Annotated in this window: 13 protein-coding genes and 1 pseudogene; 7 read left to right on the forward strand and 7 right to left on the reverse strand. The window is 68.3% G+C overall.

Annotated features, from left to right (window positions below):
- Window positions 1–641 precede the first annotated feature (641 nt).
- Window positions 642–1229 (reverse strand): hypothetical protein, encoded by a 588-nt coding sequence (locus OG906_RS00005; RefSeq protein ID WP_329438697.1) that lies wholly within the window; start codon window positions 1227–1229, stop codon window positions 642–644.
- A gap of 3 nt (window positions 1230–1232) precedes the next feature.
- On the reverse strand, window positions 1233–2723 hold the full coding sequence (locus OG906_RS00010; RefSeq protein ID WP_329438699.1) for a helix-turn-helix domain-containing protein: 1491 nt from the start codon (window positions 2721–2723) through the stop codon (window positions 1233–1235).
- Window positions 2724–2883: 160 nt separating this feature from the next.
- Here OG906_RS00010 and OG906_RS00015 point away from each other — a divergent pair, with 160 nt between their 5' ends.
- Window positions 2884–3471, forward strand: coding sequence for a helicase associated domain-containing protein (locus OG906_RS00015; RefSeq protein WP_329438702.1), 588 nt, complete (start codon window positions 2884–2886; stop codon window positions 3469–3471).
- A gap of 41 nt (window positions 3472–3512) precedes the next feature.
- Here OG906_RS00015 and OG906_RS00020 read toward each other — a convergent pair whose 3' ends face one another.
- Complete coding sequence (locus OG906_RS00020) at window positions 3513–4676, reverse strand: hypothetical protein (protein WP_329438704.1); 1164 nt, start codon at window positions 4674–4676, stop codon at window positions 3513–3515.
- Window positions 4677–5869: 1193 nt separating this feature from the next.
- Here OG906_RS00020 and OG906_RS00025 point away from each other — a divergent pair.
- On the forward strand, window positions 5870–6088 hold the full coding sequence (locus tag OG906_RS00025; protein WP_329438706.1) for a hypothetical protein: 219 nt from the start codon (window positions 5870–5872) through the stop codon (window positions 6086–6088).
- A gap of 153 nt (window positions 6089–6241) precedes the next feature.
- Here OG906_RS00025 and OG906_RS00030 read toward each other — a convergent pair whose 3' ends face one another.
- On the reverse strand, window positions 6242–6478 hold the full coding sequence (locus OG906_RS00030; protein WP_329438708.1) for a hypothetical protein: 237 nt from the start codon (window positions 6476–6478) through the stop codon (window positions 6242–6244).
- A 781-nt stretch (window positions 6479–7259) separates the two neighbouring features.
- On the opposite strand from OG906_RS00030, the gene OG906_RS00035 reads away from it, so the two are divergent.
- The 3 genes from OG906_RS00035 to OG906_RS00045 all read left to right on the forward strand — a co-directional run bounded on the left by OG906_RS00035 (window position 7260) and on the right by OG906_RS00045 (window position 8950).
- On the forward strand, window positions 7260–7454 hold the full coding sequence (locus tag OG906_RS00035; RefSeq protein ID WP_329438710.1) for a hypothetical protein: 195 nt from the start codon (window positions 7260–7262) through the stop codon (window positions 7452–7454).
- A gap of 224 nt (window positions 7455–7678) precedes the next feature.
- Window positions 7679–8134: an SMI1/KNR4 family protein gene (locus tag OG906_RS00040; RefSeq protein WP_329438712.1), complete on the forward strand. Its 456-nt coding sequence runs from the start codon at window positions 7679–7681 to the stop codon at window positions 8132–8134.
- Between the two features lie 45 nt (window positions 8135–8179).
- A complete protein-coding gene (locus OG906_RS00045) occupies window positions 8180–8950 on the forward strand; it encodes a transposase (RefSeq protein ID WP_329438714.1) in 771 nt (256 codons plus the stop codon).
- 67 nt (window positions 8951–9017) lie between these two features.
- Here OG906_RS00045 and OG906_RS43520 read toward each other — a convergent pair.
- Window positions 9018–10090 (reverse strand): IS630 family transposase gene (locus OG906_RS43520; protein ID WP_443067331.1). Its coding sequence is split into 2 segments (ribosomal slippage): window positions 9018–9641 and window positions 9644–10090, totalling 1071 coding nucleotides; the frame shifts between segments, so codons are not numbered across the junction.
- A gap of 144 nt (window positions 10091–10234) precedes the next feature.
- The gene (locus OG906_RS00060) at window positions 10235–11515 is read right to left on the reverse strand and encodes an IS701 family transposase (protein WP_329438718.1); all 1281 of its coding nucleotides are present in this window, start codon (window positions 11513–11515) and stop codon (window positions 10235–10237) included.
- A gap of 160 nt (window positions 11516–11675) precedes the next feature.
- Between OG906_RS00060 and OG906_RS00065 the strand changes: the two genes are divergently transcribed.
- A complete protein-coding gene (locus OG906_RS00065) occupies window positions 11676–12929 on the forward strand; it encodes a hypothetical protein (protein WP_329438720.1) in 1254 nt (417 codons plus the stop codon).
- Between the two features lie 72 nt (window positions 12930–13001).
- Window positions 13002–13289 (forward strand): annotated as a pseudogene (locus OG906_RS00070) (HNH endonuclease); the annotation flags it as partial.
- 146 nt (window positions 13290–13435) lie between these two features.
- On the opposite strand, the gene OG906_RS00075 reads toward OG906_RS00070, so the two are convergent.
- The gene (locus OG906_RS00075) at window positions 13436–14044 is read right to left on the reverse strand and encodes a hypothetical protein (RefSeq protein ID WP_329438722.1); all 609 of its coding nucleotides are present in this window, start codon (window positions 14042–14044) and stop codon (window positions 13436–13438) included.
- Window positions 14045–14174 lie beyond the last annotated feature (130 nt).

A 14174-nucleotide genomic window follows, 5' to 3' on the forward strand; every position in this document is an offset into this window, starting at 1 on the left:
GACGCGACGGCCCTACGGGCCGTCAAGATGCTGGGCGCTCCGCGCCCTTGGCGGGCCTCCGGCCCTGACTTTAGGTCACCTTCGGTGACCTAGGCGGGCCTTCGGCCCGAGGGGTCCGGCCTCCGGCCGAACCCTGGCCGGCAGCGGCGATGGGGGCTGCTGTCGCGCGTTTTCGCTGATCAGAGTGGTGGTGGAGGAGTTGGGGGTTTGGGCTTGGTGTTTGTGCACCTCAGCGCCTCCCACTCCCCTGAACAGCCGGCCCGTCGGCCGCTACGCGACCGAGAGTAGCGCACCATCAGACCGAACTGAACCCTCTACCGGGGCCCCCGGCCACCCGAACACAACCCTGACAAGAGGTCTATACCAATATGGTGAGTTTCAGATACGACAACTCGCCCACGAAACCCCGGAATTCGCCTGCGGCCTTATACGGAGGACGCCGAATGCGGAAATCTAGCGGGTTCAACTCGACTCCCAACTCCCGCATTCCCCCACACACCCCTCATGCAGGAAAGGCGCCCGCCGCATACGGTGAACGCCCTCCCGGGTCACGTGGGGCTAGTCGTCACATTCATGGTGCGACTCGACGATTTATCGATCTCCTGAAAGGTAGCCAAGGAAATCCGGGCCGGCTGCTGCTTTTAGGCACCGATACCGAGGGAACCGACGTATGCGTACGCCGCATAGTCGGAGTCCAGGTCTGTGATGACGTCGTCCCAGATCTCGTCCAGGGTGGACATGTCGCCCTGGCTCCAGGCGTCGACCGCGTCGTCCCAGATGTACCGGGCCTGCACGGACCGCTCGCTGACGGTGGGCCGGCGGCGCTTCTCGTCCACCGCCGATTGGTCCACCGGGTAGATCTCGATCCGCCGACCTTGGCCGCCGTTGTCCAGGAGGCGTTTCAACGCCCCGGAGCGTACGAGGTTGGCCCGACGATGCTCCTGGTACGCCTTGTCCACGGCGTCCAGCTTCTCCCTACTGGGACGGACGCCGCGGTCCCAGGAGCGCAGCAGACGGGCGCTGATGCCGTGACCGGCGAGGACCTGCCGGCCGGGACCGCTGGACAGGTACCGCAGCCGCGCGGACAGGCCGCGCTTCGCGGTGACCGGCGTCGCAATACCGCCCTCCCCGGCGATCCGATCGATTTCCGCGGCCAAGGCCTGCGCACCGCTCATGCCCTGGGCGCCGTGCTTCTGCCATTCGCCCCACAGGTCGGTGGCTCCGCTCACGGCCTACTCCCCCAGCGTGTAGATCGACTTGGCCTTGACCTGGGCGAGGTCGCGGCCTTCCGGGAACACCTGCCGCCAGTCACCGGCCACATGCAGTTCATCGGTGCCAGACATTTCCACCACGGTCAGACCGGCGGCGTGCGCCTTATGCGCTTTCAACCACAGGTTCGCGAAAGCCTGAGAGCGGATGATGTGCATCCAATCGGGGCGCCGGATTTCCCGATTCGCCGTGCTCTCACCGATGGTTGACACAAACTTAGAATACATGGACTTCACGTACTCGTTTGCCACATCGTCGCCATTGGCGATGGCTTCTTTCCGGACCTCCGTGAGAGTGCGGCGCATTTTCTCCAACAGGCCCTCGGATGCTCCGGACGTCCACGACTCGTGAATGACCGGCGCCTCGCAGAACCCCAACTTCGCGCACCTCAGCAGGAGTCGCAGAGTGGGTTCGGTAATCCACAGGTCCCCCGGCTCCTTCCGGGCACCCAGCGGGGACGGCAGATCAGGCATCCCCCACACGGCCGGCGTGACCCGGTGGACACCCGAGCGCTTCGGGTTGTGCTCCACGCCCTCGGAGTGGACGAGCTTGCCGATCGGCAACCACGTCTTCAACGCCGCGAGGTAGGCGGCGTTCATGTCCAGAGCGGTCACGTCGAGGCGGACATGACCGGCGCGCGCGGCCCGATGCAGCTCCTCGGACCGCCACTTCGGACGGCCCTCCCAAATCTGGTCCGCGCCCTTCTGCGACGCCTTCTGAAGGATGCCGGCCGTGGGCGGGAACTCGGAGTGCTCGTACCGGCCACCGACCCGAGACGCCGCGAACAACTCCATCACATCCGGGACGGCCGTCTTGACGAGGGCCGCCCGCGCCGCGTCCCGATCACCGCCATGGACGGACAACTCGTGATCGACGCGGACACGGACACGATCCGCCAACGGACCAGCCGGCGCCGCCACACGCTTGAGCACGGGCGGCGCGGCGGCAGCCGGGGCCGGCTCGGCGGCGAGGGCGCGCCGGGGCGGGGTGGTGGCGGTCGTAGCCGGCTCGGCGGCGAGAGCGCGCCGACCCGGGGCACTGCGGGCAACCTCAACCGGAGCCGGCTCGACCGGGCCCGGCTCGACCTGAGCGGGCTCGACCGGGGTCGGCTCGACCGGAGCGGGCTCGACCGGGGTCGGAGCCGGCTCGACCGGGCCGGGCTCGACCTGAGCCGGGGCCGGAAAGTCGAGCGGCAGGAGGGTCTGAGTGGCGCCGGCGGGCAGGCGGGTCAAGGCGTGCGTGGGGCCTGCCAGGAGGTCGAGGACGGGCATGCCCCAGTGCGTGGCGAGACGATCGCAATCGGCCAGGGTCCAGGAGGCCAGGCCCCGCTGTCTGCGGCTGATCTGGCTTTGCGTCAGCCCCAAAGCCGCTGCCACGTCGGCCTGCTGCTCCCCCGTGCGGTGGGTGATCGCGGTCACCGTCACCCGCAACATCTCCTCGGTACTCATCACCATGACATCCACCCTACCCGAGAAGCATGCGCATTCCGCATATGGCGTGTGCAAAACGCACACCCGTGGCGGGTGCGAGGGCACCTCGCCTCCGCACGGGCCTACTCCGAGCTCCACGGGACCCTGAACGCGCCGCGCGGCACGCGACCGCCTGGACAAGGCCGTGGGGCAGTGGCCGACGAACATCCGACGCCCCGACGGACTCGGGAAGAACCAAGGCCGCACCGGCCGACGGGCGGAGAAACCCACGGCCCTCGATCCGGACTGGAACCCGCGCGAGAGCGGGTGGACGGTCGACTGGCAGCGGCACTACGCCTACCTCGCCCAGCTCCTCGCCGACGGCGCCCTGCTCGACGACGTCGTGCCCAGGGTCACCCGGCACGGCGAGGACGTCGGACGCTGGCTCGCCACCCAGCGCCGGGACTTCAGCAAGCTGAACGCCGAGCAGCAGCGCAGGCTCGGCGAGCTGGGCGTGAAGAAGACCGCGCGGGCACACAAGGCCCCCGCGAAGACGGCCGTGGCATCCGGGCCCGGCAAGGGCGGCGGGGCGCTCCAGAAAGGCGTCGAGGCGCTCGCGCAGTACATCGCACGGGAAGGCCGACTGCCCGGGCGCGGCGGCGTCCAGGTCCTGCCCGACGGGACCGAACACCGCACCGGAATCCGGCTCCGCAACATCAAAGCCCGCCACGACCGACTCGACCCGGCACAGCTCGCCCCGCTCGCCGAACTCGGCGTCCACTGGGCACGGTAGAGATGGGGCCTGCGCCTCCGGCACCAGCAGTCCTCCAGGGGCTATGCGTAGTGCGCAGCCCCGGCATAGGACATGCCCAGCGCCGCGGTGAGCTGCTTGATGTCGAGTTCGGTGGCCAGGGTGAGCAGCCGTGTCGAGCGCAGGATGCGCGGCAGCAGGCCGACCGGGGCCAGGCTGTCACGGATATGGGCCGCGCCGGCCGGTCCTCTGGTGGTTCTGGTCAGGCGCGTCACCAGGACGTACGGGTTATCGGTGCCCAGCGAGGCCCTGTGGCTGAGGCAGCCCGTCAGTGCCTTCCACGTCGCGGTGTCGAGCGTGAGGCCGACGGTGCGTCCGGGAAAGCGCACCGCGTGGCGGGTTGGGGTGAGGTCGTCGATGGTGAGCAGGCGGAGTTCGGTGGTCGTGGCCGCGTGGAGGAGCGCTGCCAGGCCGATGAACGCTTCGTGCGGGTGCATCTCGTCAGGCCCGTTCCAGCGGCGGTAGAGGTTGCGCTGCTCGTCCAGGGTGAGGGTGGCGCCCCTATAGCCGCGCGCCTGCGGGGCGTCGAGGGACGCGGCCGGGTTGTGGAGCACGGCTCCCGTGCGGTGGGCGTGGGCGAAGAACTGGCGCAGGCCCACCAGCCAGGAGGCCCTGCGGGCCGGGTTCTGGGCGAGGAACGCCTTCAGGTCCGTAATGGTCAGGGAAGTCCACGCTCTGTGGCCCCGGCCTGTGACGTGGAGGGCAAGGTCCCGGACGGTGTCGAGGCGGATCTCAATGGTCTTCAGCCGGTTCGGGCGCAGGCCCAGGGCGGCGGCACGCTCACGCTGGTCCAGTAGCGCCTGGGCGAAGGCCCGGACCGCTGGTCGCGGCGGGAGCGGGACGGCTTCGATGCGGCGCTCTCTCAGGACGGCGGCCCTGACGTTCTCGGCCGTCTTGGGGGCGTCGTGAAGGTGGTGGGTGCGGAAGAAATCGGTGAGGGGCCGCACCAGCCAGGGCATGGCGTGCTGTGCCCTGTTCACGAGTTTGTCCGGGTCGGTGGTGCCGGAGTCGAGGATCAGGCGGGCGGTATGAGTGATGGCGTCCGCGGCATAGAAGGTGTGCCGGTGAGTCTGGAGGTGAGCGGTGAAGGTGTCCCACCAGACAGGCACGGCCGGCATGCGGCGTGCCCAGCCCGCCGCCCGGCTCAGGACGGTATGGGGCGAGTTCTCGTAGCAGGGCTTGCACATGCCCCTCGCCCACTGCGCTGGAACGCCGGAACAGGCTCCCACCAGCACCAACACCCCACGAGCCCAATGTCTCTCACCCCACTGTCCCTCAACCGAGAGATCGCACACGGCCGGCCCTTCGTGCCGGCGTCCTTCGCTTCGCTCCGGACGGGTTCGGGATCTCGCTTCGCTCGGTCCCGAACGGCCCTCTTCGTGCGCCTGGTTGACCCCGTTTCACGGGGTACGGGCCATTGGCCCCCGTTGGGTGGATCCGCTTCGCTCCCCCACGCGCCGGCTATGGCCTGTACTTATCCCTCAGCGTCGAGGAGAGGAGTGCCTCATCCGACCTGTACAAGCTCCGGTCAGCCCTCGCTTGCGCCGTTCGAGCCTGCTCTATAAGCAGGCCATCCATATTCTCCGTACGCCGCTTCCCCCGACGCAGCACAGTCGTCACGATCCACACCAGTGCCCCCACTAATACACAAAGCCCGATCATGTCTACCCCTCCCCCATCAGAACCTCCACACGACCCTACCCAGACAAGGGCCTCATCAAGACAGGAACGAGACCCCGATGGGGACTCGCTGTGCTCGCCTTCCCCCGGGGGAGAGGAGTGAGTCGGCACAGGAAAAGCCCGGGCGGGGCGCCGCGTGAAAAACGGGACCGCGGCACCCGACCCACCGGCTCGACCACCCCAGGGAGCTCCACCCTCGGGGGCCTGCATCAACCCACCGCATCATCACCGTGATGCGTGTGTAGCATCCCGAGAACACCACCATCACCCCCAGGAGCCTGAGAGGCCGGCTCGCCTGAACGAACAACAGCAACCAGCATGCTGTGGGGACTTCACTGAAACTCAGCCCCTACAGCCCCTGACAACCCCACCGCATGCCCCCTGACCAGCACAGACAAGCCAGGGGTCGAGAGGGGACCAGGCGTCCGACACGAGGCGACACAGTCCCGCGCCCACCATCACCAAGCGCTCGACCCGAACCGCCCGCACACTCGAACCGCACACATCTGACGAGCCGTCAGGCATGGTCTAGGAATTCAGACGTCGCACTCAGGAATTGGTGAGAGGCCGGGAAAGACCGCAGGAGAGAAATTGGCGTGGGTCTCGACAATGCTCCCGATCTTCATGGACCGGTCGCCTATTTCACCCTTACGGACCGGGACGGGATGCCCGGAGCCGGTCGAGGCCGGAGGGTGGGGACATGCCCGTACCCCGCTTGGTCGTCTCCCCGCCCGACGAGAACGGCCGGCGCCGAGTGCGCTGGGACGGGCAATCCATCGGCGTCGCCCACCAACCCTCCGACATCCCCGCCTTCCTCCAAGAGGCCGGCCTGGAGGACCCGGAGGACATCGATCTCACCGGGGAGTTGGTCGAGTGGCGCGGCGGCGGCCCGGAAACCTGGGCCGAGTCACCGCCGTAACCACCACCGGTTCCACATGCGGGGCCCGTCAAGGGGCCAGAGTGCCCGCTGAACGGCTTGGGGCCCCTTGGGAGGCGCTAGGCGCCCAAGGGGCCCCCAAAGGCTTTCACGGGGCGTTGTGGGCCGTTCCGTGCCCCGGCCCGGCGGTCGACGTCACCGCCGGCGCAAGGCGACCGCCACCCCGAACACGGCCCCCAAGGCCGCACCGACTCCCGCGACCGCCTCAACCGCGGCGGTCAGCCCAGGGTGCGCAACGCACACATAGCCGGCCCCGGCGAGGACCAGGAGCACGACCAGGACCACGAGCACGACCAGGACCGGGTCGATGCCCGAGGCCTGCGGGGCCGGCTGCTGAGACTGGGACGACTGCTGCTGTTCGGTGATGGACATGAGGGTTCCCTCCCACTGCGCCCGGCGGACCGTCCGCTGACGGGCAGACAGCACCGTGCGACGCCGAACGGCTAGGCCCGCAACTGGTGACGGAAGGGTTCTGGGGTGTGAAGCCGCGAAATGTTACGCAGGCCCTCCAAGAACTTTGAGGGACCCCATCGGACAGCACACCGACTCACAGACCGACCGACAACCCCCACGAACCTGAACCGCACCCTCACGCCGTCCAACGACCAGACCCGCAACCGACCAGACCCAAGCCCGACGAACCGAACAACCCGGCAACCGCCCAGACACAGACCGAAGAACCGAACCACCAACCCCAACAACCAAACCCAGACCCAAACCCACATACAAGAAAGTCCGGCCAGTCACCGACCGTCGCACGGGGCCTGAACAGGGAGAACGCTCACAAGCACAGAAACTTGCTTCCCCCCATCTTTCCCCCCATCCCTCCCCCGATCTTTCCCCCCATCTCTCCCCCCTTCTTTCCCCCCAACTCCGCTCGCCCCACGGCCACCCCGCCCAGACACACGACCCGAACAACCGAGCACCCGACCCCAGACCCATCCCCCCACACAAGAAAGTCTGACTAGTCACCGGCCGCGACACCCGGCCCGACCAGGAACGACACCGAGGCAGCGCCGTACCCGCCTCCCCCCATGTTCGACCCCATGTTTGACCCGATGTTCGACCCCATGTTTGACCCCATGTCTCCCCCCATGTGTACTGCCGGCGGGGGCCCGCCACCGTCCCGGAACGAGACGCCGAGACTGGACAGATGAACGAACGCCGCCAACTCGGCTCGGGCCCCCGCCCCGCCACACCCCCGGCACCACCGACCGCGGCGCGCCGAGCCCGCCTCGCCGCCGAGGCCACCCCGACACCCCCACCCACCGAGGCCAAGGCCGGCGAGCGCCCCGAGCAGCCGCACGGCCGGCGCACCCTCGGCCCCAGCACCACCACCGACCGGTGACTCACCCATTCAGTCACCGGTGACTGAAACGGTGAGTTCAGCAACCGGTGACCAGGCCGGTGAGTTCGCCCGCAGGGCCGGTGACTAAGGGCTGTCCCGCATTTACCCCGGGGCAGTGAGCGGCTGACTCGGCCGGGGCCATACTGTTCGGCTGATGATCAGTTGCGCCTCTGGTCGAGCCGCTGGCCCCTGTCGATGGTGACCGGCCGCAGCCGGCTCGATCGGTGGCCAGGCTCCTGGAGGTCGATTCCACCGTGTGGACCGAAGCTGTAACGGCCCTGCCCGGAACGACGCTCTTTCAGCCGCCTGCATCGGAGCAGTCGCTGGTTCACTGCGCTACGGCCCTCGGCCATCCACTGCCTGCGGACCTCGCAGCCCTCCTCCGGGAGAGCAACGGCATCGAGGGCGAGTACGGCGACGGGCTCATCTGGTCTGCCGAGCGCATCGCCTCCGAGAACCAGAGTCTTCGCGCGGATGCCGAGCTCGCCACCTTGTACATGCCGTTCGACCCGCTGCTTTTCTTCGCGGACGCGGGTAACGGGGATTTGTTCGCGCTCTTGGCCAGGATCGACCGGCCCGACGTCTTCGTCTGGAACCACGAGGACGACAGCCGGACCTGGGTGGCGCCCAGCCTTGCCAAGTACCTCGAATGGTGGTTGACGGGGCGGATCGAGCTGTAGCTCCACGTCTCATGACCGTCTGGTCGCCAATGAGATGGTCTTGGCGTGGCTGGTGTGATCAAGGCGTCGGAGCCTTCCTGGATAGCCTCCTTCTCCGGGCTGAGTCCTCGCGTGTTCGGGAAGCTGGTGACGGTTCTGCGGCGCCAGGGTGCGGACGCGGTCCGCAGGGGCCGACCGTGGAGTCTTCCGCTGGAGGACCGGGCACTGCTTGTCGCGGCGCACTGGCGGACGAATCTCACGATGCGGCAGCTCGCCCCGCTGGTCGGGGTCTCGAAGTCGGCGGCGGACCGCATCATCGACCACCTCGGGCCGATGCTCGCTCTCCAGCCCCGCAAACGGTTCGCCAAGGACACCGTGCTCATCGTCGACGGCACCCTGGCCCCCACACGAGACCACACCATCGCCGAGCGGTCGAAGAACTACCGGTACTCCACCAACCACCAGGTCGTCATCGACGCCGACACCCGCCTGATCGTCGTGGTCGGCCGGCCACTCGCCGGAAACCGCAACGACTGCAAGGCCTGGGAAGAGTCCGGCGCCAAGGCCGCCGTCGGCAAGACCCTCACGATCGCCGACGGCGGCTACCCGGGCACCGGACTCGTCATCCCTCACCGCCGCGAACGCGGCCAGACCGAACTCCCAGACTGGAAAGAGGAACACAACCGGTCCCACAAACAAGCCCGCGCCCGCGTCGAGCACGTCTTCGCCCGCATGAAGACCTGGAAGATCCTCCGAGACTGCCGCCTCAAAGGCGACGGCGTCCACCACGCCATGCTCGGCATCGCCCGGATGCACAACCTCGCCCTCGCCGGATAGGCCAGCGGCCCCGCATAACGGTCGAATTTGCGGGACAGCCCTTAGTAGGACTCCGTTACTGAGGATTTCAGGGTGGGGTCGGTGGGTTGATGGCCAGGCCGGTGGCGGTGAGGCAGCCGTCGATGAGGTGGGGTCGGAGTTGGATTCTGCGTAACTCGCGGCGGAGTTTGCGGTCGAGGTCGTCGGGGGTGTTGAAGGCGGTGTTGGCCGTGGCTCTGCGTATGAGGGACCAGAGGGCTTCAACCGGGTTCAGGTCTGGTGCGTATGCCGGGAGGCGGATGGTGGTGAGCCAGTCGTGTTCGGCCTCGTAGCGCTTCAGCCCGGCGGCCAGGTGGGTGTTGAGGTTGTCCCAAACCACGACGATGGGGCCGCCGAGCTGGATGTGTGCCCTCACCAGCAGGTCGCGGTAGTCCTGCCAGGAGAAACTCTTGCGGGCGCCCTTGAGCAGGAGATGGTTGCGGGGGCGGTGGATGAGACGGCTCTTCTCGCCGGGTTTGTAGCAGCACAGGGCCGCGACCGAGGTCCGACGGCGGGAGCGGCCGCGAACGCGGATGACAGGGGTGTGTCCGCGTCGGCCCCAAGTGCGGGCGCGGGGCGGCGTCATGGAGAATCCGGCCTCGTCCTCGAAGACGATCCAGCCCCCACACGCCGCCGCGAGCCTTTTACCTGGGGCCACACCTCCTTCTTCCACAGCTCCACCGTGTGCTCGTCCCGCTCGAGTGCTCTGCGGGCCGGTGCCTGCCAGGACCAGCCGTGCCGCTTCAGCAGCCGCCAGACCGTCGCTACCGAGAGACTCACCCGCAGCCGGCGGCGGATCACCGTCTGGACCCGGACCAGAGTCCACCGTTCATCCTCGAAGCCGTGCGCTGACGGGCCCTTGCCGAGTTCCTCCTCGAGCAGGCTGAACTGGGCATCGGTGACGGTCGGGGAGTTGGCCGGACCCGTCGAGCGCAGGGCCTCGATGCCGCCCTCGCGCCAGGCACGACGCCAGCGTTCCACCGACCGCACACTCACCCGCAGGTCCTTCGCGATCACGACGGTCTTTTCACCCGCCGCGAACCGCTCGCCGGCTTGAAGCCGGATCCCCTCACGAAACGCCCGACGCTCAGCGGTCAGGCCCCCACCCTCCGGATAACGCATACCACCGGCATACCGCAGGGATCATGAACCGTCACCACCCGACGACAACCCGAAATCCTCAGTAGGTCGCTCTTGATCTTGATGTGGTGTGTGGTCTGTTCGGGAGGGGCTGCAGGCAGGTGGTGCAGATGCCGGTCCAGCACCTCAGGATGCTTTGGAGAGCGTCGAGGGTCTGGTAGAGAGTGAGGCCGGTCCTGGGACTTTTGGGGCCAGCCTCTGCTCCGAGAGGAAGGCCTGGGCGGCGGTCACGAGGGTGACGTGGTGGTGCCAGCCCGGCCAGGACCGTCCCTCGAAGTGGTCCAGGCCCAGGCCGTGCTTGAGTTCCCGGTAGTCGCGCTCGATGCGCCAGCGGACTTTGGCCAGACGGACCAGCTCGGTGATCGGGATGTCTGCCGGGAGGCTGGAGAGCCAGTAGTCGGTGGGGGCGTCAGCGCCGTCCGGCCACTCGACCAGCAGCCAGCAGTCGGACAGGACCCCGTCCCACCAGCCCTGCGTGGACGAAGCTGCGGCCTTGATCGGACGCTCGACGGCCTTGCCGGCGGGCCGGACCCGCACGGCGGCGAAGCGCGACTTCAACCGGCCTCGGGTGCCCTGCCGCCAAGTGAGCGTGGTGAATGCCTCCGGCCCGAGACAGGCGGCCAGGGCCGCCACCGACGGTGCGGGGTGCCGGTAGCGCGGCTGGGGCCAGCAGCCAACCGGCCCCTTGCGGGGCGGAGCCTCGGGCTCGGCATCGAACGGATGGGCACTCACGTCTGCCCGGATGGCCAGGACATAGTGGATTCCGCGGTCGGCGAGCCCAGCCCGGAAGTGTGCGTTGGTGCCGTAGGCGGCGTCCGCCACCACCGCTGGAGGGCTCATCTCCCACTCGGACAGGGTGTCGAGCATGTCCAGAGCCAACCGCCATTTCTCCCGGTGGGTGACCTCGGCCGGGACGCGCGTGGACGTCCTGCGATCGTCGTCCGCTTCCCATGACCGAGACAGGAACAGCCTCCACTGCAGCGGGCAGGAGGCGGTGTCCGTTGCGGCATGGACGCTGACCGCGACCTGGCAATTGGCGCGTTTGCCCAGGGCTCCGCAGTACTGCGGAGCCACCCCCACCGACATTCTTCCGTCCTTCGGCAGCGACACATCGTCGATCACCCAGGCCGTCGGGGCGATGAGCGGCAGCATGCGTTCACAGATCCGACGCTGCACCGGGACCGGATCCCAGGTGGACTGGGTCACGAACTGCTGCAGGTTCTGCTCGTTGCCGTCCGGCAGCCGAGCGGCCATGGCCTGGATCGACTTCCGCCGGCCGTCCAGCATCAGACCCCGCAGGTAACAGTCGCTCTTGGCCCGCTGATCCTTGCGCCGCAGAGAGGCGAACACATCAGTCACATACGACGCCAACTCAGCCCGAACAAGGTCTACTTCACGCGCATCCACACATCAGGCATGCCCGCCCACGAGCAGCCGAACCTGAAGACCTAACGGAGTCCTATTAGGCCGTGCCGACTGCTATCCGCCCCGTCGGTCCGATTCGGCAGATCTACACTGAGCTGCGAGAACGCTGCGGGGGAACAGGATTATGGGTACGGGTACGGGTGTGGGTACGAGCAATGCGGTGGACGGCGAGTCCGCCCTGATCTCCGCGGTCCAGGCTGGAGACACGGACCTGGTGAGGATCCTTCTCCACGAGCACAGCGACTTTGACTACCTGGACGCCGCGTTCTGCCTGGCCGTCCGGATGCACGCCGGGCACATCGCCCAACTGCTGCTCCAGTACGGTGCGGATTCGGGCCAGAGCGGGCCCGAGGATCTGATCCCTTTGAGCGAGGCGGTCGACTCGGGTTCGCCCGCTCTGTTCCAGGCGCTCCTGGACCACGAGATCCGCGGCAGGTATCCCGAATCTGAACTCCTGGAGGCCCGGGACCTCGCGCGCCGCTGGCACGAGACGGGGGTCGAGGCCGAACTGCGAAGCCGTACCGGATCCCGGGATGCCGTCGTCCGTACGCAGGTGCAAGACGACGAGTACAACAGCGTCGACGAGTGCACCCTTGGTGACATGACTGTGCGGGACGGCCACGGGGCGATCCTCACGTACGTCGAGGAACTGCTTGGGGTCCGGACCTCGTTCGAGGATCTGATGGACCGCGCGTTGACCATCGCCGACCAGAACCACCCGACATGGGGCGGGGTCGCCCTCCTGCTGGCCGGCCGACGCGACCAGGCGACCTGGACTGCCGCCGCGACGCTGCGCACGCACCCGGACCCGTCCCGCCGATTGTTCGGTGCCGAGGTACTTCGGGTGACCCATCTGCTCGACGACAGCGACGAGGACGCGTTCGCCGGCCCCGCTCTGGACATGTTCACCGACTGGTCGGCCGAGGAGACGGACCTCGCCGTGCTCACCGAGGTTCTGGTCGCTCTTGGAGAACACATCGACCCCCACGCGGAGGTGGCCCTTCTGTCTCACGCCGGCCATCCCGATGCCCGGGTACGGCGTGCGGTGGCGCAAGGGCTCAGTGCTTTGTCCTCGCCGCCGGCCTTTTCCGGCGATGCTCGCACGGCGTTGTTGCGGCTGATGACCGATCCGGACGCGGTGGTACGGAAAACCGCTTGCCGCGTGGTTGCCGAGGGCAGGGACCACGATCCCGTCTTCGCGGACGCCATGGCTGCTGTGCTGGACGACACGAATCGTCTGGTCCAGCTGGCCGCCGCCTACGGACTCGCCCTCCACGACGACGAACGGTGCGTGGAAGCAGCACGCCTTCTCGGCCCGCCGCAGCGCGGTTCCCTGGAAGAAGAGGGCTACCTTGACGCCGTGTGGCGTTACGAATGGCGCCGCGACGGCCGCTGAACGTCCCAGCCTGTGCCTGTCAGCTGCTCCGAAGCCGGGAATACCGCACGGTTCGAATGACGCTCCCCACCAGCTGGAGCCTCCACCTGGACGCCGGCTCGGCGCGAGGCGTACGCCAACGACCTCGGCCAGGAAACCTCCCTGGTGGCGGTGACGGCCCGCTCGAACCGTAGCAAGTCCGACCAGGACCCGGCCGAGTGGCTGCCGCCGTCCGCGGACGCGCTGTGCCGCTACGGCGCGGAATGGACCGCGACCAAGCTCCGCTGGGGCCTGGCCGTCGACGAACTGGAGCGCGACCGACTGCTCGACATCGCGGCCGGATGCGGCGATACCCAGGTGCAGTTCACCCCCGCCCCGTAAGCAGACCGGCAGGACTGAGGGTCGCCGCCCCGCAAGGGCGGCGGCCCTCCGTCGTCGGCCCTTGCACGGGATCCGGTACACCGAGGTACTGCCGCGGGAAGCGGACCCGGCCCGCCGGGTACCCACGAAGTGATCTGCCCTGCCGGTCAGCCGTGGGCTTGCCAGCCCCCGAAACGGGCCAGCAGGCCACGGGTGGCGTCCACCGAGAGGCCGAGATCGGCCGCCACCGTCCGCAGGTCCTGGGCGCGGGCGTCCTGGGCCGGCCAGTGCGCGGTGCGTTGGGCGATGAGTTCCAGGGTGCGGGCGGCTTTGAGGGCGGCGGTCGGTGAGTCCTGGGCCAGGTTCTCGATCGCGGCGGTCACGGTCTGGAAGAGGGCTTCCAACTCGGCGGGAAGAGGGATCGTGGTGCCGGCGACGTCGCGGAGGTGGGAGTCCCAGTCCTCCTCACACTGTTCGGCGGTGGGCAGACCACTCTCATGGAACGGAGGGTCGCCCGCCGTCGCCCAGTCGACAGCGTGCGGGGCTCCGGTCCAGCCGCAGGAGCACTCCGCACGCAGCACATCTGCCCTCGGGCGCGGAAGGTAGGTGCCGGCGCCGTCGTAGACGCTCCAATGGCGCACCTCACAGCCCGAGCTGCCCGACGCCGAGTCGAAGTAGACCGGCTTCGGGACCGACCCGTCGTCCAGGAGCACACCTACCCGGCCCTCGTGCGAGCGGCCGTACTCATCCGACGTCCACGTCTCATCCTTCTCCACAGACACCTCCAACACCAGCCCCTCGGGCCGCGGTCCGCGCCCCCGGGGACGACGATCCCGCACCCTGGGGTGCGCGCGGGGCCAGAATCGGCGAGTTGCCTCCGACGACGATGAGGAACCCGGCGAGAAG

The organism is Streptomyces sp. NBC_01426 (assembly GCF_036231985.1).
GTDB lineage: Bacteria > Actinomycetota > Actinomycetes > Streptomycetales > Streptomycetaceae > Streptomyces.